The organism is Streptomyces sp. NPDC111656 (genome assembly GCF_055656965.1).
Genome location: NZ_JBVKCA010000021.1, coordinates 81,308 through 106,824, shown reverse-complemented (window position 1 = coordinate 106,824; position 25,517 = coordinate 81,308). Strand labels below are relative to the sequence as shown.

Genomic DNA, 25,517 nt, shown 5'->3' with positions numbered 1-25,517 from the left:
CCCGTGTCAGCCCGCCTTGATGAGACCGAAGCCGGACGCGGGGAGCGGGGTGGAGCGAGGGGCGGAACCGGGCAGGGATCCGGACCCGACGGCGTCCTCCAGCGGCTCTTGGAAGAGCAGTCGCACCAGAGGGTGCAGCTGGTACAGCGGCAGGCCGCGGCGGTCGATGCCGCACAGGTCGAGCATCGAGAGGTCCACCAGCTGCTCCAGGACCTCCTCGGCCGCGGCCTCACCGGTGCCGAACGCCACCCCGGCCGCCGCTGCGTGGAAGGGCTCTCGACCAAGCAGCGGCAGCCGGCCGAGCAGCGCCCGGCTCGGCCGGTCGAGCCCCTCCAGCGGCCGGCCCAGGGAACGCTGTACATCGAGGTCGCCGAGGCGGAGTTCGAGCAGCCGGGTGCGCGGGTCGGCGAGTCGCTGGGCGAGCCGGTCCGGCGACAAGTGCGGCCGGGCGGCGAGCCGGGCTCCCGCGATCCGCAGCGCCAGCGGGAGCCCCGCGCAGTGCGCCACTATCTCCCGGGCCGCTTGGGGTGCGGCGTCGATCCGGCCGGGACCGGCCGCCGTGCGCAGCAGCTCGTGCGCGGCGGCGTCGTCCAGCGGGCCGAGCACCGTGGTGTGCGCGCCGACCGTCTCGGTGAGAGGGGTCCGCGCGGTGACGATGACCGCGATGTCGGGGCTGCCGGGCAGCAGTGGACCCAGCTGGAGGTCGCCGGAGGCGTTGTCGAGCACCAGCAGGAGGCGCTTGCCCGCGGTGCGGGTGCGGTAGCGGCGAACCAGCTCGTCGAGGTCGTCGGCGATGTGGCTCTCCCGGTCGAGACCGGTCTCGCCGAGCGCCCGCAGTAGCCGCAGCAGGACGTCGCAGGGGTCCTTCGGGGTGCCGTCGGGGCCGCGCAGATCGGCGTAGAGCTGCCCGTCGGGGAAGTGCTCGGTGCTGGCGTGCGCGGCCCGCACGGCGAGCGCGGTCTTGCCGATGCCGGGCATGCCGGTGATCAACAAGCGCCGGGGGCGCCAGGCGTCGCGGCCCGGCGTGGGCCTCACCAGCTCGCAGAGGGAGGCGAGTTGGTCCTCCCGGCCGGTGAAGGCGACGGTGTCGGCGGGCAGCGTCGCGGGCGCCGCGGTGGCGGGCGGCGGGGTCCGCTCGCCGCGCAGCACGATGTGGTACGCCGCTTCGAGCTCGGCGCCGGGGTCGACACCGAGCTCGTCGGCGAGGATGCGGCGACCGTGGTGGTAGGCATGCAGGGCGTCGGACTGCCGACCCGAGCGGTGCAGGGCCAGCATCAGCTGCGAGCGGAGCTTCTCGCGCGTGGGGTGGCGGGTCACCAGACCGGTCAGCTCGGCGGTGATCTCCTGGTGCCGGCCGAGGGCGAGATCGGCCTCGATCCGGTTTTCCAGGGTCGCCGCGCGGGCGTCGTCCAATTGCGGAATCTCGACTTCCGAAAGGAATTCGGTGACGTTCGCGAGCGCGGGCCCCCGCCAGAGTTCGAGTGCGTCCCTCAGGAAGTTACCGGCCGTTTCGTAGTCTCGCTGCCGCAACGCCTTCCGGCCGAGCCGGTCGAGCCGCTCGAATTCGAGAAAGTCGATGCTGCTGTTTCCGGGGCGCAGTACGTATCCTGGCTGCTGCCGCGCGATCTCGACATCGGGTCCGAGCTGCTTGCGCAGCCGCGAGACATAGGTGTAGATCTGCGAGTTCAGCGTCGCGGGCGGCGACCAGCCCCACAGCAGGTGGCTGAGGCGGCCGTCGGACACGACCCGGCCGCGGGCCAGCAACAGCGCCGCCAGCACCGTGTGGATCTTCGAACCCGACAGTGCGGCGACGGTGCCGCCCCGGCTCGCCTCGACCGGTCCTAGCAGTCGAAATTCCATGTGGGCCCCCGTTGTGAGTTCTGTGATGAACACTCTTGGAGGGTAGGACGGCTCATTTTTGACGTCTTTTCGGCTCGATTTCGTGAGGGGCAAAATCGAAACAACATCGGGTCGACAGGTGTGATCCATAACGTTTCTCCTGTCGCACCGGGCACACCGCAGACAAGGCGAGCGGTCGGGGCGGTTGACGAAACGTTCACCCGCACATGGCGTACGAATGACTGTTTTTATATGGGGGAGAAGTAATGCGCAGCAGCACCCGCACTTTCCTGGCCTCGGTTCTCGGCGCGCCCGCTCTGGGCGGTGTCCTGCTGGTCGGCGGCACAGGCGCGGTTGAGATGCCGTCCGTCCGGGCCGTCGAGGCCCCGTCGGTCGTCGTCATCGCCGACACCCCGGCGGTCGTCGACGAGAACAACCCCTGGAGCTGACCCGAGTGACGGAGCCCCGCACCTGGCGCAGGTGCGGGGCTCGCTCCGTCCAGGCGCTCTGTTTCGGCGGGAGGGTCAGTGCGCGGAGAGTAACTGCCGGAGCTCCTCGGGCGACGGCCCGTACGGGGGATGCTCCGCCGTCAACGAGTCCATGACCAGGGTGATCCGTTCGCCCTGTGGTCTGGCGCCGTACTCGGCGAAGGTGTTCCTGGCCCGGCGCAGCCGGCCCACTGCCCCGTCCCGCCCGGCCAGCAGGTCCAGGCAGCCCAGATTGGCCTCGGCCCGGGCCCGCAGCAGATGGTCGTTGATCTCGTCGGCGATCGTGAACGCCTGCTGCAGGGTCACCTCCGCCTCGGTCAGATTCCCCTGCCGCCAGAGAATCTCGCCCGCGAGCCGCAGGATGTGGGCCTCGCCGGTCCGGTCGCCGTGCTCCCGGACGATCCTCAGGGCTTCGTCGCACTCGCTCGCCGCCTCGTCGAGCCGGCCGTGCCGCATCAGTGCCTCGGCCAGGCGGAGGATGGACTGTGCGAGGCCGCGCACCAGCCCCGTCGCCCGGCTCAGGGCGATGGCCTCGGTGGACAGCCGCAGGCTGCGCTCCAGGTTTCCGCGCTCCAGCTCTATCTGTGCCAGGGCGCCGAGCCCGTGCGACTCGCCGCGGGCGTCCCCGATCTCCCGGAAGCCGAGTAGCGAGGCCTCGCCGTCCCGCAGCGCCTGGTCGAGGTCGCCGCGTACCCGCGCGTTGTGGGTGAGCATGCGCCGGGTGAGGGCGGCGCCCGCCACGTCGCCGATCTCGTCGAAGATCCGCAGAGCCGCCCTGAGCCGCCCCTCGGCGATCTCGTAACGCTGAGTGTGCAGCGCGACCCCGCCGAGCAGCCGCTGCATGCTGGCCTCGCCCTGGCGGTCGGAGCACCGCTGAGCGGCCGCCAACGCGCGCTCGGAGCAGATCTCCCACTCCTCCAGATAGTTGTGGGACTCCTGCAGCGGGTTGCTGAGCAGCGCCAACTTCCAGGCATGGGCGGCCCGGCCGGTCTCGGCGGCCTGCCGGACCGCGTCGACCAGGGCGCTGTGCTCCGCCTCCATCCACTCCATCGGATCCGTGAGCAGCTCCTCCACCAGCGACTGCGGAAGGTTCGGCCCCGGGATCCCGTCCAGGGACGCGAACTCGGCGCCGTACAACCGTTGGTAGGCGACCCAGCACAGCGAGAGCCAGCCGTCCAGGGCCCGGTCGAGGACGCCCTCGCGCTCCTCCGGGGTGTCCTCCTCCTGGGCGCACTCCCAGGCGAACAGGCGCAGCAGGGTCTGAAAGCGGTAGCGGGGCGGCTCGCCGGGGCGGCCCGAGGCGACCTCCAGGAGCTGGGCGTCGACCAGTTCCTCGATGAGGTCCTCGGCCTCGATCGGGTCGGTGTCGAGCACCGTCGCGCCGACCCATGCCGCGAAGTCGGGCATGGTCAGCAGCCCGAGCCGCCGGTACATGCGGGCCGCCGCGGGCGGCAGATCGCGGTAGCTGAGCCGGAAACCGGCTCGCACGCCGCCCTCGTTGGGGCTGAGTTCGTCGAGCCGGCGTCGCTGGTCCTCCAGGCGTCGCACCAGGTGCCGGACCGACCAGTGGGGCTTGGCGGTCAACCGGGCGCCCGCGATCCGCAGTGCCAGCGGCAGCCGGTCGCAGAGCGTGCCGAGCCGGGCGGCGGCCTCCGGGTCGGCGGCGATCCGCTCCGGTCCGGCCACCGCACCGAGCATGGCGGTCGCCTCCGCCTGGCCGAGCACGTTCAGCTCGATGCGGTGTACGTCGTAGTCGCCGGTGAGGTCGTCGATGGCGTCCCGGCTCGTGATCAGTACACAGCAGTGGCGGCCGCCCGGCAGCAACGGCCTGATCTGCGCGAACGACCGGGCGTTGTCGAGTACCACCAGGATCCGTTTGCCGTCCAGGATCGACCGGTACAGCGCGGCCCGCTCGTGCTGGTCGCCCGGTATCTGGGGCCCCGGCACGCCGAGCGCGCGCAGGAACCGGTCGAGCACGGCGGTCGGCGCCTGCGGCGAGTCCGACTCGTCGTAGCCGCGCAGGTCGGCGAAGAGCTGGCCGTCCGGGAACCGCCCGGCGACCTGGTGGGCCCAGTGCACCGTGAGCGCGCTCTTGCCGACCCCGGCAATGCCGGAGACGGCCGCCACGGCGAGCGGCGACTCCTGGCCCTCCCCGTCGAGCAGCCGGTCGAGCAGCGCAAGTTCCCGGCCGCGCCCGGTGAACGCGGCGGCCGACGAGGGGAGTTGCGCGGGCACGGTACGCAGCTCCGGGGCGGCCTGGGGCTCCGGCGGCAGGGTCAGCTCGGGGTCGTCCCGCAGGATCAGTTCGTGCAGCTCCTGCAGCTCGGCGCCGGGCTCGATGCCCAGCTCCTCCACGAGCACCTGGCGTCCCTCGCGGAAGATCTCCAGCGCCTCGGCCCGTCGCCCCGAACGGTACTGGGCCAGCATCAGATGGGCCCGGGCCTGTTCCCGCAGCGGGTGCTCGCGGACCAGTGCGGCCAAGTCGGAGATGAGTGAACGGTGCTGGCCGAGCCGCAGTTGCAGTCCCGCCTGCTCCTCGCGCAACTCCAGCCGGAACTCGGCGAGCCGGGAGGCCTCGTGGTCGATGGGTCCGCCCGCGGCCCCGTCGAGCGCGGATCCGCGCCACAGCGAGAGTGCCTCGGTGAACAGGGCGCACGCCTGGACGGTGTCGCCGGCCCGGGCCAGCTCCCGCGCCTTGCGCACCCGGGTCTCGACCTCGTGGATGTCGATCCGATGCGCGCCGAGGTCGAGGATGTAGCCGGGGTGGGAGGTGACGATCAGGTCGTCGACGCCGGCCGAGGTGCGGAAGGTCTTGCGCAGCGCGGTGACACAGATGGCGACCTGGTTCCGCGCGGTGGCCGGTGGCTCCTCGCCCCAGACGGCCTCGATGAGGGCGTCCACGGAGACCACTCTGTTCAGAGCGATGAGGAGCATCGTCAGCACGGTGCGCTGACGGCCACCACCAAGTCTGACGGGTTCCCCGTCCACCCGTACGTCCAGCGGTCCGAGCAGCCTGAAGTCGATCCGGTGCAAGACGCCCTCCACTTCCCCCGAGTCCCCCACCCGGAGTCGCCGAGACATTGTGGGCCTTGCCACGTCGCAGAATCAACCAAGATCCATAAAGCGTTCACACGGCACCCACATACCGGGTGATCATGTACCTCCTTTCTGATCCAAATCACTATATGAAGGACCGATGGAGAGGGAATATAGGTCATCGCGGAGAGTGGATTGTGACGTCCGCTCGCCGCCGCACAGGGGCGAGGCACCGCCGAGCAGAGGAAGCTGACATGGCAACGAACCCCTTCGAGGATGCCGACGGCACCTTCTCCGTCCTGGTCAACTCCGAGGGCCAGCACTCGCTCTGGCCGTCCTTCGCGGAGGTCCCGGCGGGCTGGGAGCCGACCTTGACGGGCGCCACCCGCCAGGAGTGCCTGGCCCATGTCGACGCCACCTGGACGGACATGCGCCCGGCCTCGCTCCGCTAGTTCTGCCCCTGATTCCGCCGGGCCCGGTCTGCCGTTCCCCGTGCCGGCTGCTCCGCCTCGTCCCTCCGCTCGGTCCGGGTCACGGCCCGAAATGGCGGAGAACCGCCACGGCCAGAAAACACCAGAAAACCGCAGGCCAGGGATCTGACCTGCGGTTTCTTTGATACTGCGAGAGTGTGGCCCGGGTGCGCGGGTGGGGTCAGGCCTTCGCCTCGACCGCCTCGGGGGCGGCATCCGGGAGGGAGTCCGCCTGCGGCTGGGTGGCTGTGGGGCGGGTCGGAATGAGGAAGGCGACGATCGCGGCGGCGATGCCGACGCCGGAGCCGATCAGCATGGCGACGCGGAAGCCGCTTTCGGACGGGAGGGAGACGGGGCCGAACTTCGTGGTCATCTGGGCCAGGACCACGGCCATCACGGCGGCCGAGACGGAGCTGCCGATCGAGCGCATCAGCGTGTTGAAGCTGTTGGCCGAGGCGGTCTCCGACTGGGGCACCGCGCCCATGATGAGCGCGGGCATGGCGCCGTAGGCGAAACCGACGCCCGTGCTGCAGACGATGGTCACGGCGAGCAGGCCCAAGGCGGAGCCGTTTCCGATGAGCGGCAGGGAGATGCCGTAGCCGAGGGCGATGACCAGGGCGCCGACGGTCAGGGTGATCCGGGGGCCCTTGGCGGCGGAGAGCTTGGCGCCGATCGGGGAAATGATCATCATCATGAGGCCGGCCGGGGCCATCCACAGGCCCATGGCCAGCATCGACTCGCCGAGGCCGTAGCCGGTCTCCTTGGGCAGCTGCAGCAGCTGGGGGATCACGAGGGACTGGGAGTACATCGCGAAGCCGACCAGGATCGAGGCGGCGTTCGTCATCAGCACCTGCGGCCGGCCGGTCACCCGCAGGTCGACCAGCGGATCGGCGCTGCGCAGCTCCCACCAGCCCCAGGCCAGCAGCAGGACGATCGCGGCGGCGAGCAGGCCGAGCGTGGTGCCGCTGCCCCAGCCCCAGTCCGCGCCCTTGGAGACGCCGAGGAGCAGGCAGACCAGGGCGATGCCCAGGCCGATCGCGCCGAGCAGGTCGAAGCTGCCCGAGGTGGTGTTCTCGCGGCCCGCGGGCACGAAGAACCAGATCAGTGTGGCGACCGCGACGGTCAGCGCGGCGACGACCCAGAACAGCACACGCCAGCTGGCGTTCTCGGCGATCGCCGCGGAGAACGGCAGGCCGAGCGCGCCGCCCACACCCATGGACGCGCTCATCAACGCGATGGACGAGCCGAGCTTCTCCGCCGGTACGACGTCCCGCAGCAGGCTGATGCCGAGGGGCACCACACCCATACCGAGGCCCTGCAGACCGCGTCCGGCGATCATCGGGACGACCGAGGAGGACAGGGCGCAGACCACGGAGCCCAGGATCAGTGGGACCAGGGAGGCCAGAAGCATGCGCTTCTTGCCGTACATGTCACCGAGGCGGCCGGCGACGGGGGTGATCACGGCAGCCGCGAGCAGCGTGGCGGTGACGACCCACGAGGCGTTCGAGGCGGTGGTGTCGAAGAGGGTCGGGAGTTCCCCGATCAGTGGCACCACCAGTGTCTGGGTGATCGCGGCCACGATGCCGCCGAAGGCGAGGATGCCGACAACACCGCCGGAGCGGGCTGCGGGCTGGGAACTGTCCACGGGTACTCCCTGTTGCTCTTTCCGGGCTTGTTGCTGTGCTGCGCATCCGGGCCTGCTGGGGATCCGGGCCTGCCACGTCCGCGGGCCCGCCGCGTCTCCGGATCACCCGGATCGCGGTGAGTCGCGGGCAGGGCGTACGCGAGTTGCACGCTGCATGTAATGTGCATCATGCACGTCGAATGCATCATACACATCGCGGTGGTATACCTGGCGGGAGGTAGCTTTCCTGTAGGGGAAGCGAGCCAGGAGCCGAAGGATGCCTCGCGTGGACAAGCGACTTGACCTGCTGGAATTCGAGACCATGCTGCTCGGGCGCCACATGCACATGCTCAACCCGCGGGGGCGCGGGACGAGTGAGGAGCGACTGGACCGCAGCGCGTACGTCCTGCTCAGCCGCATTCAGGTGCAGGGCCCGATGTCCATCGGTGAGCTCAGAGAGGCCTTCGGCCTGGACACGTCCACCCTCAACCGGCAGACCGCCGCGATGCTGCGGGCCGGGGTCGTCGAGCGCATGCCCGACCCCGAGGGGGGCATCGCCCGCAAGTTCGCCATCACCGCGGAGGGCGGGCGCCGGCTGGACGCCCACCGCGCCGAGAACCTGGACGGTCTGGAGAAGATCATGACCGACTGGGACCCCGAGGAGGTGGCCGAGTTCGCCGCCTATCTCAGCCGTTTCAACCGCGACATCGAGCGCCTCGACGGGCGTCCCTGGCCGCGCGGTTGAGCGGGTGAAGCGGGTGAAGGGGAAGGCGGGGGACTCGGGGCGGACCGGTTCTCGGGCCCGCCCCGGTGTGGTTCGGAGCGTCGTGTCGTCGTGTCGTCGTTCGCGGACGTCTCCGGTACCGCCTGCGTGACGTCCCGCTGCCGACGGTCTTCCCGTTCCGGACGCGGAAGAGGCCCACGACCGCGTCGAGAACATGTCGTTGCCGCCGACCGTGGACTCGGGCACGTTGTGGTCCCGCCGTGCGAAACGGTCCACGACCCTGGTGCCGCCGCGCTCGAAGACGCGGACGGCGACGGACTTCCGGTACTCCCGTCCCTGACCGGCGCGGGAGGTACGCGCGACGGGCGCGGTCGTGCCAAGCGCGGCTGTCGCCGCCCACTCGGCGGCAACTCGCCCGTCCCCTTTGTTGGTTGATCTTTCACCCCTGCGACATTCCGCACCGCTTGAGCGCTCAACGAGTCAGGTGAGGGTGATCCGGGCATGCCAAAGAAACCGCTTGCCCCACCCCCCCTCGCGGTCCTCAGGAGGACGCAGTGCAGAAGAGCTCGCGCGTACGCAGGGCCTCTCTCATCCTCGGCAGCGCCGTCGCGCTGGTCGTCGCCTTCCCCGGCAGCGCGCTCGCCGCCCCGCCCAAGGCCCTGCCCGCCAACGCGGACGACTTGGAGAAGACCTGGCAGCCCGCGTACGACTACGACACGGACGGCTGCTACCCCACGCCCGCCATCGGCCCCGACGGGACCATCAACGGCGGCCTCAAGCCCTCGGGTTCAGTCAGCGGCGAGTGCCACGACACCTCGGACCTCGACAACACCAACGGCTACTCGCGCGAGAAGTGCAACAACGGCTGGTGCGTGATCCTCTACGGCCTCTACTTCGAGAAGGACCAGGCCACGATCGGCGGGCACCGCCACGACTGGGAGCACGTGGCGGTCTGGGTGCAGAACAAACAGGCCAAGTACGTCTCCACGTCCGCGCACGGCGACTTCAACGTCTACAGCGCCGACCAGGTCCTGTGGGACGGCACGCACCCCAAGATCGTCTACCACAAGGACGGTCTGAGCACCCACGACTTCCGGCTCGCGAACTCGGGCGACGAGCCGCCGGAGAACGGCTACCACACCTGGCAGTACCCGGCCCTGGTCGGCTGGAACGGCTACCCGGCGGGTCTGCGCGACAAGCTGAGCGCCTACGACTTCGGCAGCGCCAACTTCGGACTCAAGGACGCCAACTTCGCTGCCCACCTCACGAAGGCCATGCCGGCGGGCATCTCGTTCGACCCCAACGCCTGACCGGTCGAGGATTCCTTCTTCGTCCCCGTCACACCTCCGCCTCCGGGCGCGTCAGGGAGATGGCGCCACCCACGTGGCCCCGATGGCGGTGTGCCGGGTGTGACAGGGACGAGATGGAGATGACGACATGGCTGTTCTGATGGTGCGTGCCACGGTGAGGCCCGAGTGCGTCGACGAGCTCGAAGCGGCGCTGCGGAAGATGTTCACCGCGATCGAGGCCGCGCGGCCCAAGGGCGTGCGCTACGCCTCGTACCGGCTCCCCGACGGAGTCACCTACCTCGCGGAACTCGAGATCGCGGACGGGATCGAGAATCCGCTTTCCGCGGTCCAGGAGTTCCGTGAGTTCCAGGCGGGCCTGAAGGACTGGCTGGCCGCCCCGCCGTCCGCCGAGCGTTTCGAGGTGCGGGGCGCGTACGCCGCCTGAGGCCGCGCGGGTGTGCGTCCGGTCAGGGCCGACAGCCGACAAGGGTCGGCAGGAGCCGACAAGAGTCGGTAAGAGTTGACAACAGTCGGTAAGAGTTGACGGGACTCCGGGCGCGCACCCCGTGTCGTGGCCCCCGCGCCGAGTAGGTTCCCGAGCAGGTTCGCCCCTGACCGCGTGGAAAGCAGGGGCGGGAAGGGGCCCGGTGTGAGTACGTCGCGTACGGCCGGCGGTGGGTACTCCGGTACGCCGCTCGCCAAGAAGATCGGCGTCAAGGCCGGGCAGCGGGTACGGCTGGTGCACCGCCCCGAGGGGTGGGAGATCCCCGGACTGCCGGAGGGGTGTGCCGTCTCCGGGGGCGAAGGGAGCGATGGGGGCGACGGGTCCGCGGGGGCCGATGTCGCCGTCGTCTTCCACCGGTCCCTGGGGGAACTGGTCGCCGAGGCTCCCGCGCTGGTGGGCGGCCTCGCCGATCACGCGATGCTCTGGATCGCCTGGCCACGCAGGGCGGCCGGGCACCGCAGCGACATCACCGAGAACGCCCTGCGCGAGATCTTCCTGCCGCTCGGGGTGGTCGACGTGAAGGTGGCCGCGCTGGGGGAGGACTGGTCGGGACTGAAGTTCGTACGGCGTAAAGAGCTTCGTACGACGTGAGTAAATGCGGAGAGCGCGGGGAAACGCGGCGTACGCGAGGGAGACTCCGGGTGAACGGCTAGCATCGCGGGCAGAGTTGTCGGCCTGGGATGGAGTGGTGTCGTGTCGGAGGGGCCTCGGATCGCCGTTGCCGTCGTGACCATGGGGAACCGGCCCGACGAGGTCGACGCGCTGCTCGCCTCGGTGGCCAAGCAGGACGTCGCGCCCGCACGGATCGTGATCGTGGGGAACGGGTGTCCACTGCCCGAGTTCGCCGAGCGGCTGGGACTGCCCGGTGAGGTGACCGGCATCGAGGTCGACGAGAACCTCGGCTGCCCGGGCGGGCGCAACGTGGGCCTCGCCCGGCTCAGGGAGTTCGCGGACGTGGACGTCGTCGTCGAGCTGGACGACGACGGACTGCTGGTCGACGCGGATGTGCTGCGCAAGGTGCGGGACCTGTACACCGCCGATCCGCGCCTGGGCATCGTCGGCTTCCGTATCGCCGACGAGCACGGGGAGACCCAGCGCCGGCACGTGCCCCGGGTCGGGGCCAAGGATCCGATGCGGGGCGGTCCGGTCACCGGGTTCCTCGGCGGCGGACACGCGCTGGCCATGCCCATGCTCGCCCGGATCGGGGACTGGCCCGCCGAGTTCTTCTTCGCACACGAGGAGACGGACATGGCCTGGCGGGCCATCGACGACGGGTGGACCGTGCTCTACGAGCCCGAACTGCTGCTCCAGCACCCCAAGACCTCGCCCGCCCGGCACGCCATCTACTACCGGGTCACCGCCCGCAACCGGGTCTGGCTCACCCGTCGCAGGCTGCCCCTCCCGCTCATTCCCGTGCACCTGGGAATCTGGATGCTGCTGACGCTCGCACGGACGCGGTCGCTCGGCGGGCTGCGGGCCTGGTTCGGCGGCTTCGCGGAAGGGCTGCGGCAGTCGGGCGGCGAGCGGCGGCCGATGCGGTGGCGGACCGTGTGGCGGCTGACGCGACTGGGACGCCCGCCCGTCATCTGACGGCGGCCGACGGCCGATGGGCGGCTGGCGGCAGGGCGGACGAGGGCCCCGGTCGCTCACCTCCGACGACCGGGGCCCTCTCTGTCCCCGGATCCGGCCACGGCGGCGACACTCCCCCGAGTTACGCGTAGTACGCGCGCACCGTCGGGCCAGATCCGATGGAGTGATCCCATCAGCCCGCGCCAACGGATCGCTAACATGTCGCCAACGGGTTTCCATCCGGAAACCCGGAAACCGGAAGTCGGTCGGCGTGAAGTCGTCGCAAGAAGGCGCGAAGTCGCCATGGGTGTGGTCGGTACCGGTCTGAACCGGTCGGGTCGATCGCACGGAAAGGCAGTGGGGCGGGCTATGCGGTACGGGCTGCGGTTCGGGCTGCTGGGGCCTCCGGTGTTGTACGACGCCGACGGCGAGGTTCGTTCGATCGGCGGCGGCAAGATGCGCGCCCTGCTGGTCGCGCTGCTCCTGGAGCCGGGCCGGGTCGTCTCGGTGGACGCGCTCAAGGACGCGTTGTGGGGCGGGGCGCCGCCCGCGTCCGCGCAGGCCTCGTTGCAGAACCACGTCACCCGGCTGCGGCGGCTCCTCGACGATCCGGAGCGGCTGCGGGCCATGCCGCCCGGGTATCTCCTGCGCGTCGGCGAGGGCGAGTTGGACGTGCGCGTCTTCGAGTCCCACGTCACGGCCGCGCGCGCCGCGCACGCCGGGCGCGACGGGGAGCGGGCGCTGCGCGAGGCCCTCGCGGCGCTCGCGCTGTGGCGCGGCACACCGCTCGGCGGGGTCCCGCCCGAACTCGGCGGACACGCGCTCGTCCAGCGCCTGGAGGAGGCACGGCTGCTCGTCCTGGAGTGGCGCTACGAGGCCGAGTTGCGGCTTGCGGGGCCGGGAGCCGGGGGTGTTGGTACCGGTGGTGCGGGCGAGGGTACCGGTGGGGTCGGGCGAGTCGAGGGTGCCGGGGTCGGCTGGGTTTTCGGTGACATCGGCGATATCGGGGACACCGGAGCCTCCGCCGACGCAAAAGCAACGGAAGGCACCGGTGCCCCCCACACCTCCAGCGCCCCCGGCACCACCCGACTCGCCGCTCTCGCACCCGAGTTGTCCGCACTTGTCGCCGAGTACCCCCTGCGTGAGGCCTTCCATCGGCTGCTGATGCTCGTACTGCACCGCATCGGACGTCAGGCCGAGGCACTGGCCGTCCACCGCGACCTACGGGCCCGCCTGGTCGAGGAACTCGGGGTCGAGCCCGGGCCCGCGGTGCGCGCGGCGCATGTGGAGATCCTGCGTGAGCGGGCGGGGGAGAGGGGCGAGTCCGCACACGACCGGGACGGGAACGGGGTCGCGGACGGAGACCGCGCGGAGCGGACCGCCCCGGCGGAACCGGCCCCGCCCCGGCCCGCCCAGCTGCCGCCCCCGCCCGGCCACTTCACCGGTCGCACCGACGTACGCCGGGAACTGAACGTGGCCCTCGACACGGCCCGGCACCCCAGCCCCTCCGCTCCGGCCGTCGCCGTCATCAGCGGGATGGCCGGAGTCGGCAAGAGTGCCCTGGCGCTGCATGTGGCACACGACCTGCGGGAACGTTTCCCCGACGGCCAGTTGTACGTCAACCTGCACGGCGCCACGCCCGGAATGACCCCCCTCACCCCCGGCCAGGCGCTCGCCGCGCTGCTGCGCGACCTCGGTGCCGAGCCGCGCCGTATCCCCGAACACCCGGACGCGGCCGCTGCGTTGCTCCGCTCGATGCTGGCTCCGACACGCACCCTGATGGTGCTCGACGACGCCGCGCACGCCGCTCAGGTACGGCCGCTGCTGCCCGCGGGCCCGGGGTGCGCGGTGATCGTGACGAGCCGTTCACCGCTCACCGCGCTGGACGGCGCGCGGCGCTTCCCGCTCGCGCCGCTCTCGGTCGAGGACAGCGCGGCGCTGCTGCGCGCGGTGTCCGGGCGGGTGAACGGCCTCGACGGTGCGCACCCCCTCGTCGAACTCACCGGTCGGCTCCCGCTCGCCCTGCGTGTGGTCGCGGCCCGTCTCGCCGCGCGCCGCGCGCTCACGCCGGACGTCCTGGCCGGTCAACTGGCCGCCACCGAAGGGCGGTTGCATCATCTGGAGTACGACGACCTGAGCGTGCGCAGATCGCTGGCCGTCGCGCTCGACGCGCTGCGTGCCTCGGAGCGTGAGGCCGACCAGGACGCGGCGCTCGTGCTGCGCGGCATCGGCGCGCTCGACCTCCCCGTGTACGGGGCGCCCCTGCTCGCCCGGCTCTCCGGCGTCGCCGAGTTCCGTGCCGAGGCCGCCCTCGACCGCCTCGTCGACGTCGCGCTCCTGGAGGAGACGGCGTTCGGCCGCTACGCACCCCACGACCTCGTCCGCGACTTCGCCCGGGAGATCGCGGGCGAGACGGACGGGGAACCCGGGGGCGGGGGCGCGGACATCCACGTGTCCGAGCGGGCGTTGCGCTGGTACGCCGGTGTCGCCGCCCGCTCCCTCGAAGCGATCGTCGAGCCGGGACTCGACCGCGAGGACCGCAGCCGGCCGACCAACGCGCAGCCCGCCGCGCACACGGTGGACGCCGCGGCCACGCCGCCGTTCTGCACCGCCAGGGACGCCTTCGCCTGGGGTGACCTGGAACTGGAGAACGTGGTGGCGCTGGTGGAGCGGTACGCGGACACCTCCGCGTACGTTCCCGTGCTGGTGCGGCTGCTCAACCCCTACCTCCAGCGCAGCGGCCGCGTCCCGGAGTCGGAGGTGCTCCTGCGGGCCGCGCTGGGCGCGGCGCGGCGGCTCGGGGACGAGGCCGCGCAGGCGTACGCGCTCGGGGACCTCGCTGGGCTGCACTTCATGACGGGCCGCGCGAGCGAGGCGCTGACGCTGAACGACGAGGCGCTGGCGATCTGGCGGCGGCTCGGGGTGCTGTCGTGGATCCGGCGCGGTCTGAACAACCGCGGCATGCTCCTCGAGGGGCTGGGCCGCCACGCCGAGTCCAGCGAGGCGCTGCTGCAGAGCCTCGAACTCTCCCGGGAACTGGGTGACCCGCACACCGAGGCCATCACCTACAGTCACCTCGGCAATCTGTACGAGCACACGGACGCCCGGGCCGCCATCGACCACCACAAGCGCAGTCTGGCGATCGGCGACGCGATGGACGACGTGATCATCCGGCACTCCGCGCACTGCAACATCGGCTACGCCCATCTGACGCTCGGCGAACCGGCCGCCGCCGTACCGCACTTCGAGGAGAGCCTGCGCATCCTCGGCGGTCATGGCGACTGGCACGGGGAGTCGCAGACGCGGCTCGGGCTGGTGCGCGCGCTGCGCGGGGTCGGGCATGTCGAACGGGCCGCGCGTGAGTGCGACCTGCTGCTGTTCCGGGCCGATCAGCGCGCCGACCGGTACACCGGCGGGCTCGCCCGGCATCAACTGGGGCTGCTGCTGCACGCGCAGGGTGATGCCGCAGGGGCGTACGAGCTGTGGAAGTCGGCGCTCGCGGCGCTGGACGGGACGGACACCTCGGTGGTGGGAGCGCTGAAGGAACTCCTGGAGGAGGAGTAGGTCACCTGGCGCAGGAGCAGGTCACCTGAGGGAGCGGGCCGCCGTCCGGGTCACTTCGCGTCCGCGTAGCACTCCACCACCGCCGTCGTGAACGGGAAGCGGACCGGGGTCTCGCCGAACGTCAGCCGTCCCGCCAACTCCGCGGCCTCCCGGATCGCGGCCACGACCGCGTCCGCCTCCGCGGCCGGACAGTGCACGATCACCTCGTCGTGCTGGAAGAAGACCAGCTCGGCGGCGAGGTCCGCGCAGGTGCGCCGGAGGGCGGCGAGCAGCAGCAGCGCCCAGTCGGCGGCGCTGCCCTGGACGACGAAGTTGCGTGCGAAGCGGCCGCGGGCGCGGGAGTTGGAGGAGGCGTAGCCCGGCACCCAGCCCTGGTCCACGAGGGGCTCGGCGGGTTCGTCCTGCGGGATGCCCGCCTCCTCCGAGGAGGCGTCGGACGCGCCGGCCGCCGGGGGACTCGTCCGCCCCAGCCACGTCCGTACGAGTCGGCCCTCCTCGCCGGCTCGCGCCGCGTCGTCCACGTAGGCGACGGCGCGGGGGAAGCGTCTTCTCAGCGCGGCCAGGTTCTTCAGGCCGTCGCCGGACGTCTGCCCGTACACCGCGCCGAGCACGGCGAGTTTGGCCTGTGCACGGTCGCCGGCGAAGGCCCGGTCCGACACCGACTGGTACAGGTCGCTCTCCCGGCCCGCGACCTCCATCAGGCCGGGGTCGCGCGAGATCGCGGCCAGCACCCGCGGCTCCATCTGGTCGGCGTCGGCCACCACGAGCCGCCAGCCCGGGTCGGCGACGACGGCACGCCGGATCACCTTGGGGATCTGCAGGGCGCCTCCGCCGTTGGTCACCCAGCGGCCGGTGACGGTCCCGCCGGGCAGGTACTCGGGCCGGAAGCGTCCGTCGCGCACCCAGTCCTGGAGCCAGGACCAGCCGTGCGCCACCCAGATCCGGTACAGCTTCTTGTATGCGAGCAGCGGCTTCACGGCAGGGTGCTCGATGGTCTCGATCTCCCACCGCCGGGTGGACTTGATCTTGATCCCGGCCTGCGCGAAGGCCTTGATGACGTCGGCGGGCAGGTCGGGGCGGACGCGTCTGCCGAAGGCCGCCGACACCTCGTCCGTGAGCTCGGCGAGGCGTCTGGGCTCGCCGCCGCCCGCGTACCGCTCGCCGAGCAGTTCGTGCAGGACCTCGCGGTGGACGTCCGCGCGCCACGGCAGCCCGGTGCGGTTCATCTCGGCCGCCACCAGCATGCCCGCGGACTCGGTCGTCGTCAGCAGGTGCATGCGCTCCGGGTGCGCGGTCGTGTCGTGCCGGCGGCGCTGATCGGCGTACACCGCCAGGAGGTCTTCCAGGGGTACGCGGACCGGGCGCGGCTCGAAGAGGGACGACTGCGAGCCGGGCTCGGCGGAGCGCTGCGGAGGATCCGGCGGTACGGGGCCGCCGCGCAGCCTCGCCAGCGCGGCGGCCGCCGACCGGGGCTCGCCGAGCCGGCCCTCGTGGCCCAGCAGCAGTGTCTCGGCGGCCTCGATGTCGTAACACCGCTCCACTCGCACCCCCGCGGCGAGCAGACGCGGATAGACCTCGGCCGTGGACCGCCAGACCCACCGGACCACGTCGGGTCGCCCCCGCACGGCCTCGACCAGGTCCGCCTCCCTGCGCACCGGCCCCGCGGGCAGCCCGTCGGAGCCGAGGGGGGCGACCTCCGCACCACCGTCCTCGGCCGGCCCGAGAGCCCACCGGTCGCTCATGGTTCCGAGTCTCGCAGGGGGGTCTGACAACGGCCGCGGACGCGGCCCTACTGATCTTCTTGCTGGTCCTTCGGCTGTCCCCCCACCGCGATGACCTCCAGCACGCGCGCGAGGTAGGACTCCGCCGCTGTCTTGTCGATGCCGAGGCCGCTGAGGACGCCGTTGCCGTTCTCGTACTCCAGGAGGGCCAGGAGGATGTGTTCGGTGCCGATGTAGTTGTGGCCGAGGCGGAGGGCCTCGCGGAAGGTGAGTTCCAGGGCCTTCTTGGCGGCGGGGCCGTACGGGATGAGCTCCGGGACCTCGTCGGCGGCCGGCGGGAGCGCCGCGGTCGCGGCCTCGCGGACGGCGTCCAGGGTCACGCCCTGCGCGGTGATCGCCTTCGCGGCGAGTCCCTCGGGCTCGGAGAGGAGGCCGAGGACGAGGTGCTCGGTGAGTCCCTCCGCGTTGCCCGCGGCCTTCGCCTCGTTGTGCGCGGCCATGACCGCGTTCCGGGCGCGGGGCGTGTAGCGGCCGAAGCCCTGGCTGGGGTCGAGGTCCGACTCGGCCTTGGGGACGAAGCGCTTCTGCGCCGCCTGCCGGGTGACCCCCATGCTCTTGCCGATGTCCGTCCAGGACGCGCCCGATCGCCGGGCCTGGTCCACGAAGTGGCCGATCAGGTGGTCGGCCACGTCACCGAGGTGGTCCGCCGCGATCACCGCGTCCTGGAGCTGCTCGAGCGCGTCGGTGTGGACCTTCTTGATGGCCTCGATGAGGTCGTCGAGACGTACGGATGCCTTGGCAGGTGGGTTCGTCGTCATGCGTCAACCGTAGGTTGACGGATGGAGGGTGTCAACCCGGAGTTGACACCCTCCAGGCTCCCGTCCAGGCTTCTCCGTCCTCTCCGCCCTCTCTGTCCACAGGGTGTGGACGGTCCGGTTCGGCGGGCGTGACACGATCGACGCATGAGCAGTACGCCCAGCACCGTGGAGCGCGCCTTCGAGGCCGCGCTCTACGCCGACAGCGACGCGGCCCTCGACACGGGCGCCTCGCTGCTCGCCGCCGACCCCGCCTCCGACGCCGAACTCGCCCGCCGAGGCGAGGAGTTCGTCGCCGCGGCGTGGCGTCGCGGCTGGCAGCCGGCCGACGTCGTACGGATCGTGCGGCGCGAGTTGGACGACGTACACCTGCAGTTGGTGTCGGAGCTGGTGCGCGCGGAGGCCGACCGGGACCGGCGGCCCCGAGGCCCGCGCTGGGCGGCGCAGCTCGAAGAGCTGGACGCCCGCGCCCCGCGCACCGACCGCTTCTCGCTCGCGACCGCCGCACTGGAGCTGTACCGGCTGCTGCTCCGCCTCCCCACCCTCGAACCCCTCGACACGCACCTGTCCGACGTCACGTCACGGCACCCGGCCGCCTCCCAGGACTCCCGCATGCTCACCCGTATCCGCGCGCTGCTCGCCAAGGCCGAGGCGACCGGATTCCCGGAGGAGGCGGAGGCGCTGAGTGCCAAGGCCCAGGAACTGATGGCCCGGCACAGCATCGACGAGGCGCTGCTCGCGGCCCGTACGCACGCCAAGGACGCGCCCGGCGCCTGCCGCATCGGTGTCGAGCCGCCGTACGAGACGGCCAAGGCGGTGCTGCTGGACGCGGTGGCCGACACGAACCGCTGTCGCGCCGTGTGGAACGAGTCGCTCGGGTTCTCGACCGTCGTCGGCTTCGAACCCGATCTGGAGGCCGTCGAACTCCTCTACACCTCGCTGCTCGTGCAGGCCACGGCCGCGATGACGAAGGCGGAGGCGGCCCAGCGGGCCGGGGGAAGGAAGCGGACGAAGAGCTTCCGGCAGTCGTTCCTGGCCGCGTACGCGCACCGGATCGGCGACCGGCTGGCGACCGCCGCCGAGGGGGCCGAGGGGGAAGCCGCGTCGCAGGCCCCGGTGGCGGAGCTGCTGCCCGTCCTGGCGGCCCGTGACGTGGCGGTCAACGACCACATGGAGCGGATGTTCCCGGACACCGTCACCACCCGGCTGCGCGGGGTCAACGACGCGGCCGGGTGGCAGGAAGGGGCCGCGGCGGCGGACCGCGCCCAGGTCGGAGCACGTCCGCCGCTTCGCTGACGCCCGGCTTGCGCGGGGCGGCTGAGCGCTCGCGGCTTGTGCCGGGAGCCGCTCAGTCGCCCGCGGGCTGGAACGAGCTCACGGAGGCGTTCGGGTCGTTCGGACCGGTCTTGCCCGCGAGGGCACCGTACGACCACTTGAAGCTCTGGGTGGTGGCGGCGCCGGGCAGGCCGATCTTCAGCGTGGTCGCGGCGAGGCTCTTCCCGTCGCCCGCCGTGCCCCGTACGTAGGTGATCGTGAAGGAGGCGGTACCGCTCGCCGCCAGCGTCAGCTTCGGCGGAGTCGCGGACTTCTCCTCGGGCACGTCCGTACCCGTGCCCCCGTCCAGCACCTTGACGGCGGGGAAGCCCTGAAGGGTGCACTCGGCGCCCTTGTTGGTGAGTGTGACGGGCACGTTGCCGGTGTCGCCGGCGGCCGGGGCGGCGTTGGCGGGGCCGACCTGGATGCCGATCCGGTCGATCTTGCAGGCCGTGGAGGCGGCGGCGGAGGAGGCGGTCGAGGCCTTCTTGCCGCCGTCACTGTCGCTGCTGCTGCCGCCGCTGTCGCAGGCGGTGAGGGTGAGTGCCGCCGCGGCGACGACGACGGCGATCGGAAGGGCGCGCATGGGTTTCCCCCTGGGTTCGTGAAGGTGCTCATGGATCATCACGCAGACCGCTGGGCGCGCGTTGCGCGGCCCCCCTGTCGCGCACCTCTCCCGTGCCGCATATATCCCGAATGCGAACCGAAGGCCGCCCCGCGACGACGGTATGAGCGACGGACACACGAACGGGCCGCGGAGTCTCAGGGATTCCGCGGCCCACCGCCAAGCGTCGACCGGGGTAGATCGGTGCAGGTCAGGGAGGGTCAGGAAGGGGTCGGGCCGGTCAGGAGCCCAGGCTCGCCGTCGGCAGTCCCGACGGGAGCTGACCGCCCTCGGCCTTCGTGTACGACTCCTTGCCGAGGTTCCCCGACCAGGTGACCTTCAGCGTCGTGCTGTTCACGGAGTCGACCATGCCCGTCGCGCGGTCCTTGTTCCCGTCCGTGCACTTGAGGTGGATCATCTGCATGCCCGCCTCGTCACCGGCGGTCCCGGTGCACACGGTGCCGCCCGTCGTGAAGAGCCCGGCCTGCTTGCCGGTGATCACCAGCGCCACGGCCTTGCCGCCGGTCGTGGCCACCCAGCTGCCCTCCAGCTTGCCGGCGGCGGCCGACGGAGTGCCCGAGTCGCCGCCCGTGCCGGCCGTCCCCGAGGCGGACGCGCCGGGACTAGCGGATCCGTCCGCGGAGCCGGACCCCGAGTCGCTGCTGCACCCGGTCAGGGCGAGCGTGCCCGCCAGACCCGCGGCCAAGGCCATGGCCGCGCCCCGGGTCCGCCGCCGCGGAAGGGTCGCCGAAGTCGCCGATGTCACTGAAGCCCCCAAGGGTGATGGTGTCGCTGGGGTCGCCGGAACGACCGCAGCAAGCTATCAGCCACACTCACGAACACCCTGAGCGAGACATCGGGAGAACTTACGAATCTTCTGAGGGAGTTGTCGCGCGCCCTCAACCCGCTGGACCGCGACAGGATCATGTACATCGACTACAAGGACACCGACCTGCTGCGGACGGGGAGCGCTTCGCTCGCCCACCTGCAGAACCGGCTCCACCGTACGAACGCTCCCGGCACGACCGCCTCAAGGGCCTCGGTGAACTCCTCGACCCCATGGGCGCCGAACCCGAAGCGGGGACCGAGGCCGAGACTGAACCTGGCGTCGGCACGTCATCAACCCCGTCCGGACAGATCCCCGCCCCCCGCTGCGGAGGACGATCCGCTTCTCCGGCGCCGTCGACGTGCGGCTTCTCGCGTACGAGCCGGAACGGATGCCGCGCGTCCGGTGGGCGACGCCGATCCGGTGACCCCTCCGGATTGGGCCATTACGTGAACGTTGAAACTCGAAGGGCCCGGTACGCGTCTCTTCTTATTGCATGAGGGATTCGACCCGGACGACCCAGCACGGATGATGGCGTGGAAGATCATGCACGGGGGCCGGAGAGCGCATGTCATGCGTTCCCCGGGGCAGACGCTGGACCAGATGCAGCCCGGCGATTACCAGACAGTAGTCGGGCGGTCAACACTCGGTAGTCAAATGGCGGTAAAAGCTGTAACCGTGGGACCACCCCCCGTGCACGTGCATCTGCCCATGCATCTGCACATGAACAGAGCTATGATCCGGGGCAGTTGGCCACTGCATCAATGGCCACATCGGCCACTGCACGACCGGGGAGCGACTTGTGGACCACGACGTGTACGACGTGGATGACCTGGAAGACGTGTACAACGGCATGGCTGCGACCGCGCTGACCGGGGTGGCCTGGCAGAAGAGCAGGCACAGCAACTCGCAGGGCTCCTGCGTGGAGTTCGCGAGGCTGCCCGGAGGCGACGTGGCGGTGCGGAACTCGCGGTTCCCGGAAGGGCCCGCGCTCGTCTACACCCGCGCCGAGATCGAAGCCATGCTCCTGGGCATCAAGGACGGCGAGTTCGACCACCTGATCGCCGGCTGACGTGAGTCGGCGCCGCACACCCGGGCACACCTTCGGGTGGGGCAACCGGCATAACTGACGGCAACGACCTTCTCGCGGCGCGTAACGCGCGTAGAACCGCGGCGCCAAAAAGCGCCGCGGTTCTCTATTCGGCCGAAACCCCGCCGGCGGCCGGCTGTGGAAGTCTGAAGAGCGCCCACACGACCTTGCCGCTGAGCGTGCCCGCGAGCGGGTGCCAGCCCCAGCTGTCGGCGAACGAGTCGACCAGGAACAGCCCCCGGCCCGACTCCGCCGAGAAGTCCTCCGAGTCGCCCGCGACCGGACTGTCGTGACTGGGGTCGCGCACCGCGCACACCAGACGTGAGGTCCACCGCATCAAGTGCAGCCGCACGGGCGCGCCTTGGTCGTCCGAACGGGGCGTGTCCGAGGGCAGGGCGTGCCGCAGGGCGTTGGTCACGAGCTCGGAGACCACCAGGCAGACGTCGTCGAAGCGCTCGCCGATGTCCCACTGGTCCAGCGTTCCGCGGGTGAACTGCCGAGCTTCGCGCACCGCTTCGTAGCGCGCCGGCAGGGCGCAGGAAGCGGCGCTGGACACAGCCGCGGGGTCGAGCGGCGGAAGTCCCTGCCGTAAGGGCTCGAGCATGGTCGATCCATTCGTCCCCATGCGAGGCACTCCCGGGTGTTCGCGGTCGTTGCGATGCAGCGGTGGCGCGAGGACCATGGTTCCGAATGCGTACAGCAGATGCAAGGGCAGATGCACGTGCACGCGCCCGAATTGGACCTTCCTCCACCCTTTCTTGGTCATTTCTTCTGTCACCTTCTTCCCGCTTGTTGACGCTCTACTGATCTTTTCCTGTGTGGCCCCTTTGGACTCTTTCCGTTTCTGTAACTGAACGAGTACTGCTTGAAGTGTTTTAGTGGCAGACTTCGGCCCTTGAAGACGGTTGGGGAGGCGGACGAACGTGAGCGCTGGTGAGTCGAGTGGCTCGGTGGTGCGGCGCATGCTGCTGGGATCACATCTGCGGCGCCTGCGGGAGTCGCGCGGAATCACCCGGGAAGCGGCCGGTTACTCGATCCGTGCCTCCGAATCGAAGATCAGCCGCATGGAGTTGGGACGGGTGAGCTTCAAGACGCGCGACGTCGAGGACCTGCTGACGCTGTACGGCATCACCGACGAGGCCGAGCGCACGTCGCTCGTCTCCCTCGCCAAGGAGGCCAACGTCGCGGGCTGGTGGCACAGTTACTCGGACGTGCTGCCCAGCTGGTTCCCGACCTACGTCGGCCTGGAGGGCGCGGCCCATCTGATCCGCTCGTACGAAGTCCAGTTCGTGCACGGCCTGTTGCAGACGGAGGCCTACGCCCACGCGGTCGTCGCGCGCGGCATGCGGGGCGCCTCGCCCGCCGACATCGAGCGGCGCGTCGCGCTGCGCCTGGAGCGGCAGAAGTACCTCGTCTCCGAGAAGGCCCCGGAGTTCCACATCGTCCTCGACGAGGCCGCGCTGCGCCGCCCCTACGGCGACCGCGAGGTGATGCGGGGGCAACTCCAGCATCTGATCGAGGTGTCGGAGCGTCCCAACGTACGACTTCAGGTCATGCCGTTCAGCTTCGGCGGCCATTCGGGCGAGAGCGGTTCCTTCACCATCCTGAGCTTCCCCGAGTCCGACCTGTCGGACGTCGTCTATCTGGAGCAGCTCACCAGCGCGCTCTACCTGGACAAACGCGAGGACGTCACCCAGTACGAAGGCGCGCTCAAGCAGTTGCAGCAGGACAGCCCCGGGCCCTCCGAGAGCCGCGATCTGCTGCGGGGGCTGCTCCAGCTCTCCTGACCTTCTCCCCACCGCCTCCGGCGAGTCTTCGCGGTCTGTTCGCCTGTGAGACTTCGTGGACTCTTCGGAGGTGCTCTCCAACTCCCTTTGGACGCAAGTACGATGACGTCTGATCAGACGTTGATCGGATGTGTCTGCTGACTCAGACTCGGATGTCTGCCTCGGCAGCAAGGGGATTGAGGGAGCACATGTCGTCCTACTTCACCGACTTGGCCCAGCAGTACATCGACGGCGAGTGGCGCCAGGGCACCGGCTCCTGGGACATCATCGATTTCAACCCGTACAACGGCGAGAAACTGGCGTCGATCACCATAGCCACGGTCGACGAGGTCGACGAGGCCTACCTCGCCGCCCGGCGCGCCCAGAAGGAATGGGCCGCGACCAACCCGTACGCCCGTCGCGCCGTCTTCGAGAAGGCCCTGCGCATCATCGAGGAGCGCGAGGCCGAGATCACCGAGGTGATCATCGCCGAGCTCGGTGGCACCCACCTCAAGGCGGGCTTCGAGCTTCACCTCGCCAAGGAGTTCCTGCGCGAGTCGATCCAGCTGGCGCTGCGCCCCGAGGGCAAGATCCTCCCCTCGCCGATCGACGGCAAGGAGAACCGCCTCTACCGCGTCCCCGTCGGCGTCGTCGGCGTGATCAGCCCCTTCAACTTCCCCTTCCTGCTCTCCCTGAAGTCCGTCGCGCCGGCCCTGGCGCTCGGCAACGGCGTCGTCCTCAAGCCGCACCAGAACACCCCGATCGTCGGTGGCTCCCTGGTGGCGAAGATCTTCGAGGACGCGGGCCTGCCCGGCGGTCTGCTCAACGTCGTCATCACCGACATCGCCGAGATCGGCGACGCCTTCATCGAGCACCCCGTCCCGAAGGTCATCTCCTTCACCGGTTCCGACAAGGTCGGCCGCCACGTCGCCACCGTCTGCGCCTCGCACTTCAAGAGCGTGGTGCTGGAGCTCGGCGGCAACAGCGCCCTGGTGGTCCTCGACGACGCGGACATCGACTACGCCGTCGACGCGGCGGTCTTCAGCCGCTACGTCCACCAGGGCCAGGTCTGCATGGCCGCCAACCGCGTTCTCGTGGACCGCTCGATCGCGGACGAGTTCACCGAGAAGTTCGTCGCCAAGGTGAAGACGCTGAAGGTCGGCGACCCGAGCGACCCTCAGACGATCATCGGCCCGGTCATCAACTCCTCCCAGGCGGACTCGATCACCGGCGCCGTCGACCAGGCGATCGCCGAGGGCGCCACGGCCCTGGTGCGCGGCGCCACCACCGACAACCTCGTCGAGCCGACCGTCCTGACGGACCTGCCCGCCGACTCCGCCATCCTCCGGCAGGAGATCTTCGGCCCGGTCGCGCTCCTCGTCACCTTCGACGGCGAGGAGGAGGCCGTCCGCATCGTCAACGACACCCCGTACGGGCTCAGCGGCGCCGTGCACACCGCCGACGTCGAGCGCGGTGTCGCCTTCGCCAAGCAGATCGACACCGGCATGTTCCACGTCAACGACGGCACCGTCCACGACGAGCCGCTGGTCCCCTTCGGCGGCGAGAAGCACTCCGGCATCGGCCGCCTGAACGGCGAGACGACCGTCGACGCCTTCACCACCCAGAAGTGGATCTCGGTCCAGCACGGCCGCAGCTTCTTCCCGTTCTGAGTCGTCGGCTTCGACGTAGGCAGACATGCATCCAGGTGTAAACAGGGTGCATGTCTGCCTACGTATTCCCTCGTCGAGGCGAGGGGCAAGCTCGGCGACCTCGTCCGCCGAGCCGCCCAGCACGAGCACATCACTCTGACGGATCGCGGCATCCCGGCGGCCGTCCTCATCTCGTCCGCCGAGTTGGAGGACCTCGAGGACGCTCTGGCCCTGGCCCGCCTGGAGCGTGACCGCGCCCTTGGGCTTACCGAGGCTCCCATCCCCCACGAAGAGGCCCGCCGGGCACTGCTCGAAGTGGCGGGGAGGGGCGAGTGACCTGGCGCGTTCTCTGGGAACCGGCCGCCCTCAACGCTGCCACAGGGCACCTCAAGGACGACCCCCAAGGCGTCGACGCCCTCCTTGGGACCACTGACCAACTCGCCGAGAACGAGAGGCCCGAGGGGTCGCGCGCATGGGGCGTGGACCACCGTCGCCTCCATCACGGCCCCTGGCACATCCTCTACCGGATCGACGCGGACGCGCGCACACTCCACATCGAGCACATCGGACGCACCGTGATGTGACCTGGCCGCGAACCCCTGGACGGCGCCACCGCCCTCGAGC

22 protein-coding genes are annotated in these 25,517 nt (G+C 70.7%); 14 read left to right on the top strand and 8 right to left on the bottom strand.

The window, feature by feature from the left end:
• Nucleotides 1–6: 6 nt before the first annotated feature.
• On the bottom strand, nt 7–1,860 hold the full coding sequence (locus tag ACZ7M3_RS42225; RefSeq protein WP_472070864.1) for an AfsR/SARP family transcriptional regulator: 1,854 nt from the start codon (nt 1,858–1,860) through the stop codon (nt 7–9).
• A 245-nt stretch (nt 1,861–2,105) separates the two neighbouring features.
• On the opposite strand from ACZ7M3_RS42225, the gene ACZ7M3_RS42220 reads away from it, so the two are divergent.
• On the top strand, nt 2,106–2,288 hold the full coding sequence (locus ACZ7M3_RS42220; protein ID WP_388533205.1) for a hypothetical protein: 183 nt from the start codon (nt 2,106–2,108) through the stop codon (nt 2,286–2,288).
• A gap of 75 nt (nt 2,289–2,363) precedes the next feature.
• On the opposite strand, the gene ACZ7M3_RS42215 is transcribed toward ACZ7M3_RS42220, so the two are convergent.
• Nucleotides 2,364–5,360, bottom strand: coding sequence for an AfsR/SARP family transcriptional regulator (locus ACZ7M3_RS42215; RefSeq protein WP_472070862.1), 2,997 nt, complete (start codon nt 5,358–5,360; stop codon nt 2,364–2,366).
• A gap of 257 nt (nt 5,361–5,617) precedes the next feature.
• Here ACZ7M3_RS42215 and ACZ7M3_RS42210 point away from each other — a divergent pair, with 257 nt between their 5' ends.
• A complete protein-coding gene (locus ACZ7M3_RS42210) occupies nt 5,618–5,815 on the top strand; it encodes an MbtH family protein (protein WP_095853337.1) in 198 nt (65 codons plus the stop codon).
• Nucleotides 5,816–6,014: 199 nt separating this feature from the next.
• On the opposite strand, the gene ACZ7M3_RS42205 is transcribed toward ACZ7M3_RS42210, so the two are convergent.
• On the bottom strand, nt 6,015–7,478 hold the full coding sequence (locus ACZ7M3_RS42205) for an MFS transporter (RefSeq protein ID WP_472070860.1): 1,464 nt from the start codon (nt 7,476–7,478) through the stop codon (nt 6,015–6,017).
• 256 nt (nt 7,479–7,734) lie between these two features.
• Here ACZ7M3_RS42205 and ACZ7M3_RS42200 point away from each other — a divergent pair, with 256 nt between their 5' ends.
• The 6 genes from ACZ7M3_RS42200 to ACZ7M3_RS42175 all read left to right on the top strand — a co-directional run bounded on the left by ACZ7M3_RS42200 (nt 7,735) and on the right by ACZ7M3_RS42175 (nt 15,108).
• Nucleotides 7,735–8,202, top strand: coding sequence for a MarR family winged helix-turn-helix transcriptional regulator (locus ACZ7M3_RS42200; protein ID WP_388533196.1), 468 nt, complete (start codon nt 7,735–7,737; stop codon nt 8,200–8,202).
• Nucleotides 8,203–8,735: 533 nt separating this feature from the next.
• Complete coding sequence (locus tag ACZ7M3_RS42195; protein ID WP_472070858.1) at nt 8,736–9,491, top strand: NPP1 family protein; 756 nt, start codon at nt 8,736–8,738, stop codon at nt 9,489–9,491.
• A gap of 127 nt (nt 9,492–9,618) precedes the next feature.
• Complete coding sequence (locus ACZ7M3_RS42190; protein ID WP_472070856.1) at nt 9,619–9,915, top strand: hypothetical protein; 297 nt, start codon at nt 9,619–9,621, stop codon at nt 9,913–9,915.
• A 204-nt stretch (nt 9,916–10,119) separates the two neighbouring features.
• On the top strand, nt 10,120–10,566 hold the full coding sequence (locus tag ACZ7M3_RS42185; RefSeq protein WP_472070854.1) for a DUF3052 domain-containing protein: 447 nt from the start codon (nt 10,120–10,122) through the stop codon (nt 10,564–10,566).
• 141 nt (nt 10,567–10,707) lie between these two features.
• A complete protein-coding gene (locus ACZ7M3_RS42180) occupies nt 10,708–11,565 on the top strand; it encodes a glycosyltransferase family 2 protein (RefSeq protein ID WP_373559069.1) in 858 nt (285 codons plus the stop codon).
• A 348-nt stretch (nt 11,566–11,913) separates the two neighbouring features.
• Entirely contained in the window at nt 11,914–15,108 is a 3,195-nt protein-coding gene (locus tag ACZ7M3_RS42175; protein ID WP_472070852.1) for an AfsR/SARP family transcriptional regulator, read from the top strand.
• A 50-nt stretch (nt 15,109–15,158) separates the two neighbouring features.
• Here ACZ7M3_RS42175 and ACZ7M3_RS42170 read toward each other — a convergent pair whose 3' ends face one another.
• Together ACZ7M3_RS42170 and ACZ7M3_RS42165 are read right to left on the bottom strand one after the other, a co-directional pair.
• Complete coding sequence (locus ACZ7M3_RS42170) at nt 15,159–16,850, bottom strand: bifunctional 3'-5' exonuclease/DNA polymerase (RefSeq protein ID WP_472070850.1); 1,692 nt, start codon at nt 16,848–16,850, stop codon at nt 15,159–15,161.
• 47 nt (nt 16,851–16,897) lie between these two features.
• Nucleotides 16,898–17,647 (bottom strand): Clp protease N-terminal domain-containing protein, encoded by a 750-nt coding sequence (locus ACZ7M3_RS42165; RefSeq protein WP_472070848.1) that lies wholly within the window; start codon nt 17,645–17,647, stop codon nt 16,898–16,900.
• 144 nt (nt 17,648–17,791) lie between these two features.
• On the opposite strand from ACZ7M3_RS42165, the gene ACZ7M3_RS42160 reads away from it, so the two are divergent.
• Entirely contained in the window at nt 17,792–18,940 is a 1,149-nt protein-coding gene (locus ACZ7M3_RS42160) for a DUF2786 domain-containing protein (RefSeq protein ID WP_472070846.1), read from the top strand.
• 52 nt (nt 18,941–18,992) lie between these two features.
• Here the strand turns inward: ACZ7M3_RS42160 and ACZ7M3_RS42155 are convergent, their stop codons facing one another.
• Together ACZ7M3_RS42155 and ACZ7M3_RS42150 are read right to left on the bottom strand one after the other, a co-directional pair.
• Nucleotides 18,993–19,544 carry a DUF4232 domain-containing protein gene (locus ACZ7M3_RS42155; RefSeq protein ID WP_472070844.1) on the bottom strand — a complete coding sequence of 184 codons (552 nt, stop codon included), beginning with the start codon at nt 19,542–19,544 and terminating at the stop codon, nt 18,993–18,995.
• 259 nt (nt 19,545–19,803) lie between these two features.
• Nucleotides 19,804–20,274 (bottom strand): hypothetical protein, encoded by a 471-nt coding sequence (locus ACZ7M3_RS42150; protein WP_351310120.1) that lies wholly within the window; start codon nt 20,272–20,274, stop codon nt 19,804–19,806.
• Nucleotides 20,275–21,190: 916 nt separating this feature from the next.
• Here ACZ7M3_RS42150 and ACZ7M3_RS42145 point away from each other — a divergent pair.
• On the top strand, nt 21,191–21,460 hold the full coding sequence (locus ACZ7M3_RS42145) for a DUF397 domain-containing protein (protein ID WP_472070842.1): 270 nt from the start codon (nt 21,191–21,193) through the stop codon (nt 21,458–21,460).
• Nucleotides 21,461–21,584: 124 nt separating this feature from the next.
• Here ACZ7M3_RS42145 and ACZ7M3_RS42140 read toward each other — a convergent pair whose 3' ends face one another.
• Nucleotides 21,585–22,103, bottom strand: coding sequence for an ATP-binding protein (locus ACZ7M3_RS42140; RefSeq protein ID WP_179436476.1), 519 nt, complete (start codon nt 22,101–22,103; stop codon nt 21,585–21,587).
• Nucleotides 22,104–22,440: 337 nt separating this feature from the next.
• Between ACZ7M3_RS42140 and ACZ7M3_RS42135 the strand changes: the two genes are divergently transcribed.
• The 4 genes from ACZ7M3_RS42135 to ACZ7M3_RS42120 all read left to right on the top strand — a co-directional run bounded on the left by ACZ7M3_RS42135 (nt 22,441) and on the right by ACZ7M3_RS42120 (nt 25,477).
• Entirely contained in the window at nt 22,441–23,265 is an 825-nt protein-coding gene (locus tag ACZ7M3_RS42135) for a helix-turn-helix domain-containing protein (protein WP_054237466.1), read from the top strand.
• Nucleotides 23,266–23,453: 188 nt separating this feature from the next.
• The gene (locus ACZ7M3_RS42130; protein ID WP_351700210.1) at nt 23,454–24,914 is read left to right on the top strand and encodes an aldehyde dehydrogenase family protein; all 1,461 of its coding nucleotides are present in this window, start codon (nt 23,454–23,456) and stop codon (nt 24,912–24,914) included.
• A 54-nt stretch (nt 24,915–24,968) separates the two neighbouring features.
• Nucleotides 24,969–25,229: a type II toxin-antitoxin system prevent-host-death family antitoxin gene (locus ACZ7M3_RS42125; protein ID WP_472070881.1), complete on the top strand. Its 261-nt coding sequence runs from the start codon at nt 24,969–24,971 to the stop codon at nt 25,227–25,229.
• Nucleotides 25,226–25,477, top strand: coding sequence for a type II toxin-antitoxin system RelE family toxin (locus ACZ7M3_RS42120; protein ID WP_472070840.1), 252 nt, complete (start codon nt 25,226–25,228; stop codon nt 25,475–25,477). The genes ACZ7M3_RS42125 and ACZ7M3_RS42120 overlap by 4 nt, the downstream gene beginning before the upstream one ends.
• Nucleotides 25,478–25,517 lie beyond the last annotated feature (40 nt).

What these genes read in the sequence shown, in the direction of transcription:
- ACZ7M3_RS42225 (WP_472070864.1), bottom strand. Translation starts at nt 1,860, where the DNA reads ATGGAATTTCGACTGCTAGGACCGGTCGAGGCGAGCCGGGGCGGCACC.
- ACZ7M3_RS42220 (WP_388533205.1), top strand. Translation starts at nt 2,106, where the DNA reads ATGCGCAGCAGCACCCGCACTTTCCTGGCCTCGGTTCTCGGCGCGCCC.
- ACZ7M3_RS42210 (WP_095853337.1), top strand. Translation starts at nt 5,618, where the DNA reads ATGGCAACGAACCCCTTCGAGGATGCCGACGGCACCTTCTCCGTCCTG.
- ACZ7M3_RS42200 (WP_388533196.1), top strand. Translation starts at nt 7,735, where the DNA reads ATGCCTCGCGTGGACAAGCGACTTGACCTGCTGGAATTCGAGACCATG.
- ACZ7M3_RS42190 (WP_472070856.1), top strand. Translation starts at nt 9,619, where the DNA reads ATGGCTGTTCTGATGGTGCGTGCCACGGTGAGGCCCGAGTGCGTCGAC.
- ACZ7M3_RS42180 (WP_373559069.1), top strand. Translation starts at nt 10,708, where the DNA reads ATGGGGAACCGGCCCGACGAGGTCGACGCGCTGCTCGCCTCGGTGGCC.
- ACZ7M3_RS42175 (WP_472070852.1), top strand. Translation starts at nt 11,914, where the DNA reads ATGCGGTACGGGCTGCGGTTCGGGCTGCTGGGGCCTCCGGTGTTGTAC.
- ACZ7M3_RS42170 (WP_472070850.1), bottom strand. Translation starts at nt 16,850, where the DNA reads ATGAGCGACCGGTGGGCTCTCGGGCCGGCCGAGGACGGTGGTGCGGAG.
- ACZ7M3_RS42165 (WP_472070848.1), bottom strand. Translation starts at nt 17,647, where the DNA reads ATGACGACGAACCCACCTGCCAAGGCATCCGTACGTCTCGACGACCTC.
- ACZ7M3_RS42160 (WP_472070846.1), top strand. Translation starts at nt 17,792, where the DNA reads ATGAGCAGTACGCCCAGCACCGTGGAGCGCGCCTTCGAGGCCGCGCTC.
- ACZ7M3_RS42155 (WP_472070844.1), bottom strand. Translation starts at nt 19,544, where the DNA reads ATGCGCGCCCTTCCGATCGCCGTCGTCGTCGCCGCGGCGGCACTCACC.
- ACZ7M3_RS42150 (WP_351310120.1), bottom strand. Translation starts at nt 20,274, where the DNA reads ATGGCCTTGGCCGCGGGTCTGGCGGGCACGCTCGCCCTGACCGGGTGC.
- ACZ7M3_RS42140 (WP_179436476.1), bottom strand. Translation starts at nt 22,103, where the DNA reads ATGGGGACGAATGGATCGACCATGCTCGAGCCCTTACGGCAGGGACTT.
- ACZ7M3_RS42135 (WP_054237466.1), top strand. Translation starts at nt 22,441, where the DNA reads ATGCTGCTGGGATCACATCTGCGGCGCCTGCGGGAGTCGCGCGGAATC.
- ACZ7M3_RS42130 (WP_351700210.1), top strand. Translation starts at nt 23,454, where the DNA reads ATGTCGTCCTACTTCACCGACTTGGCCCAGCAGTACATCGACGGCGAG.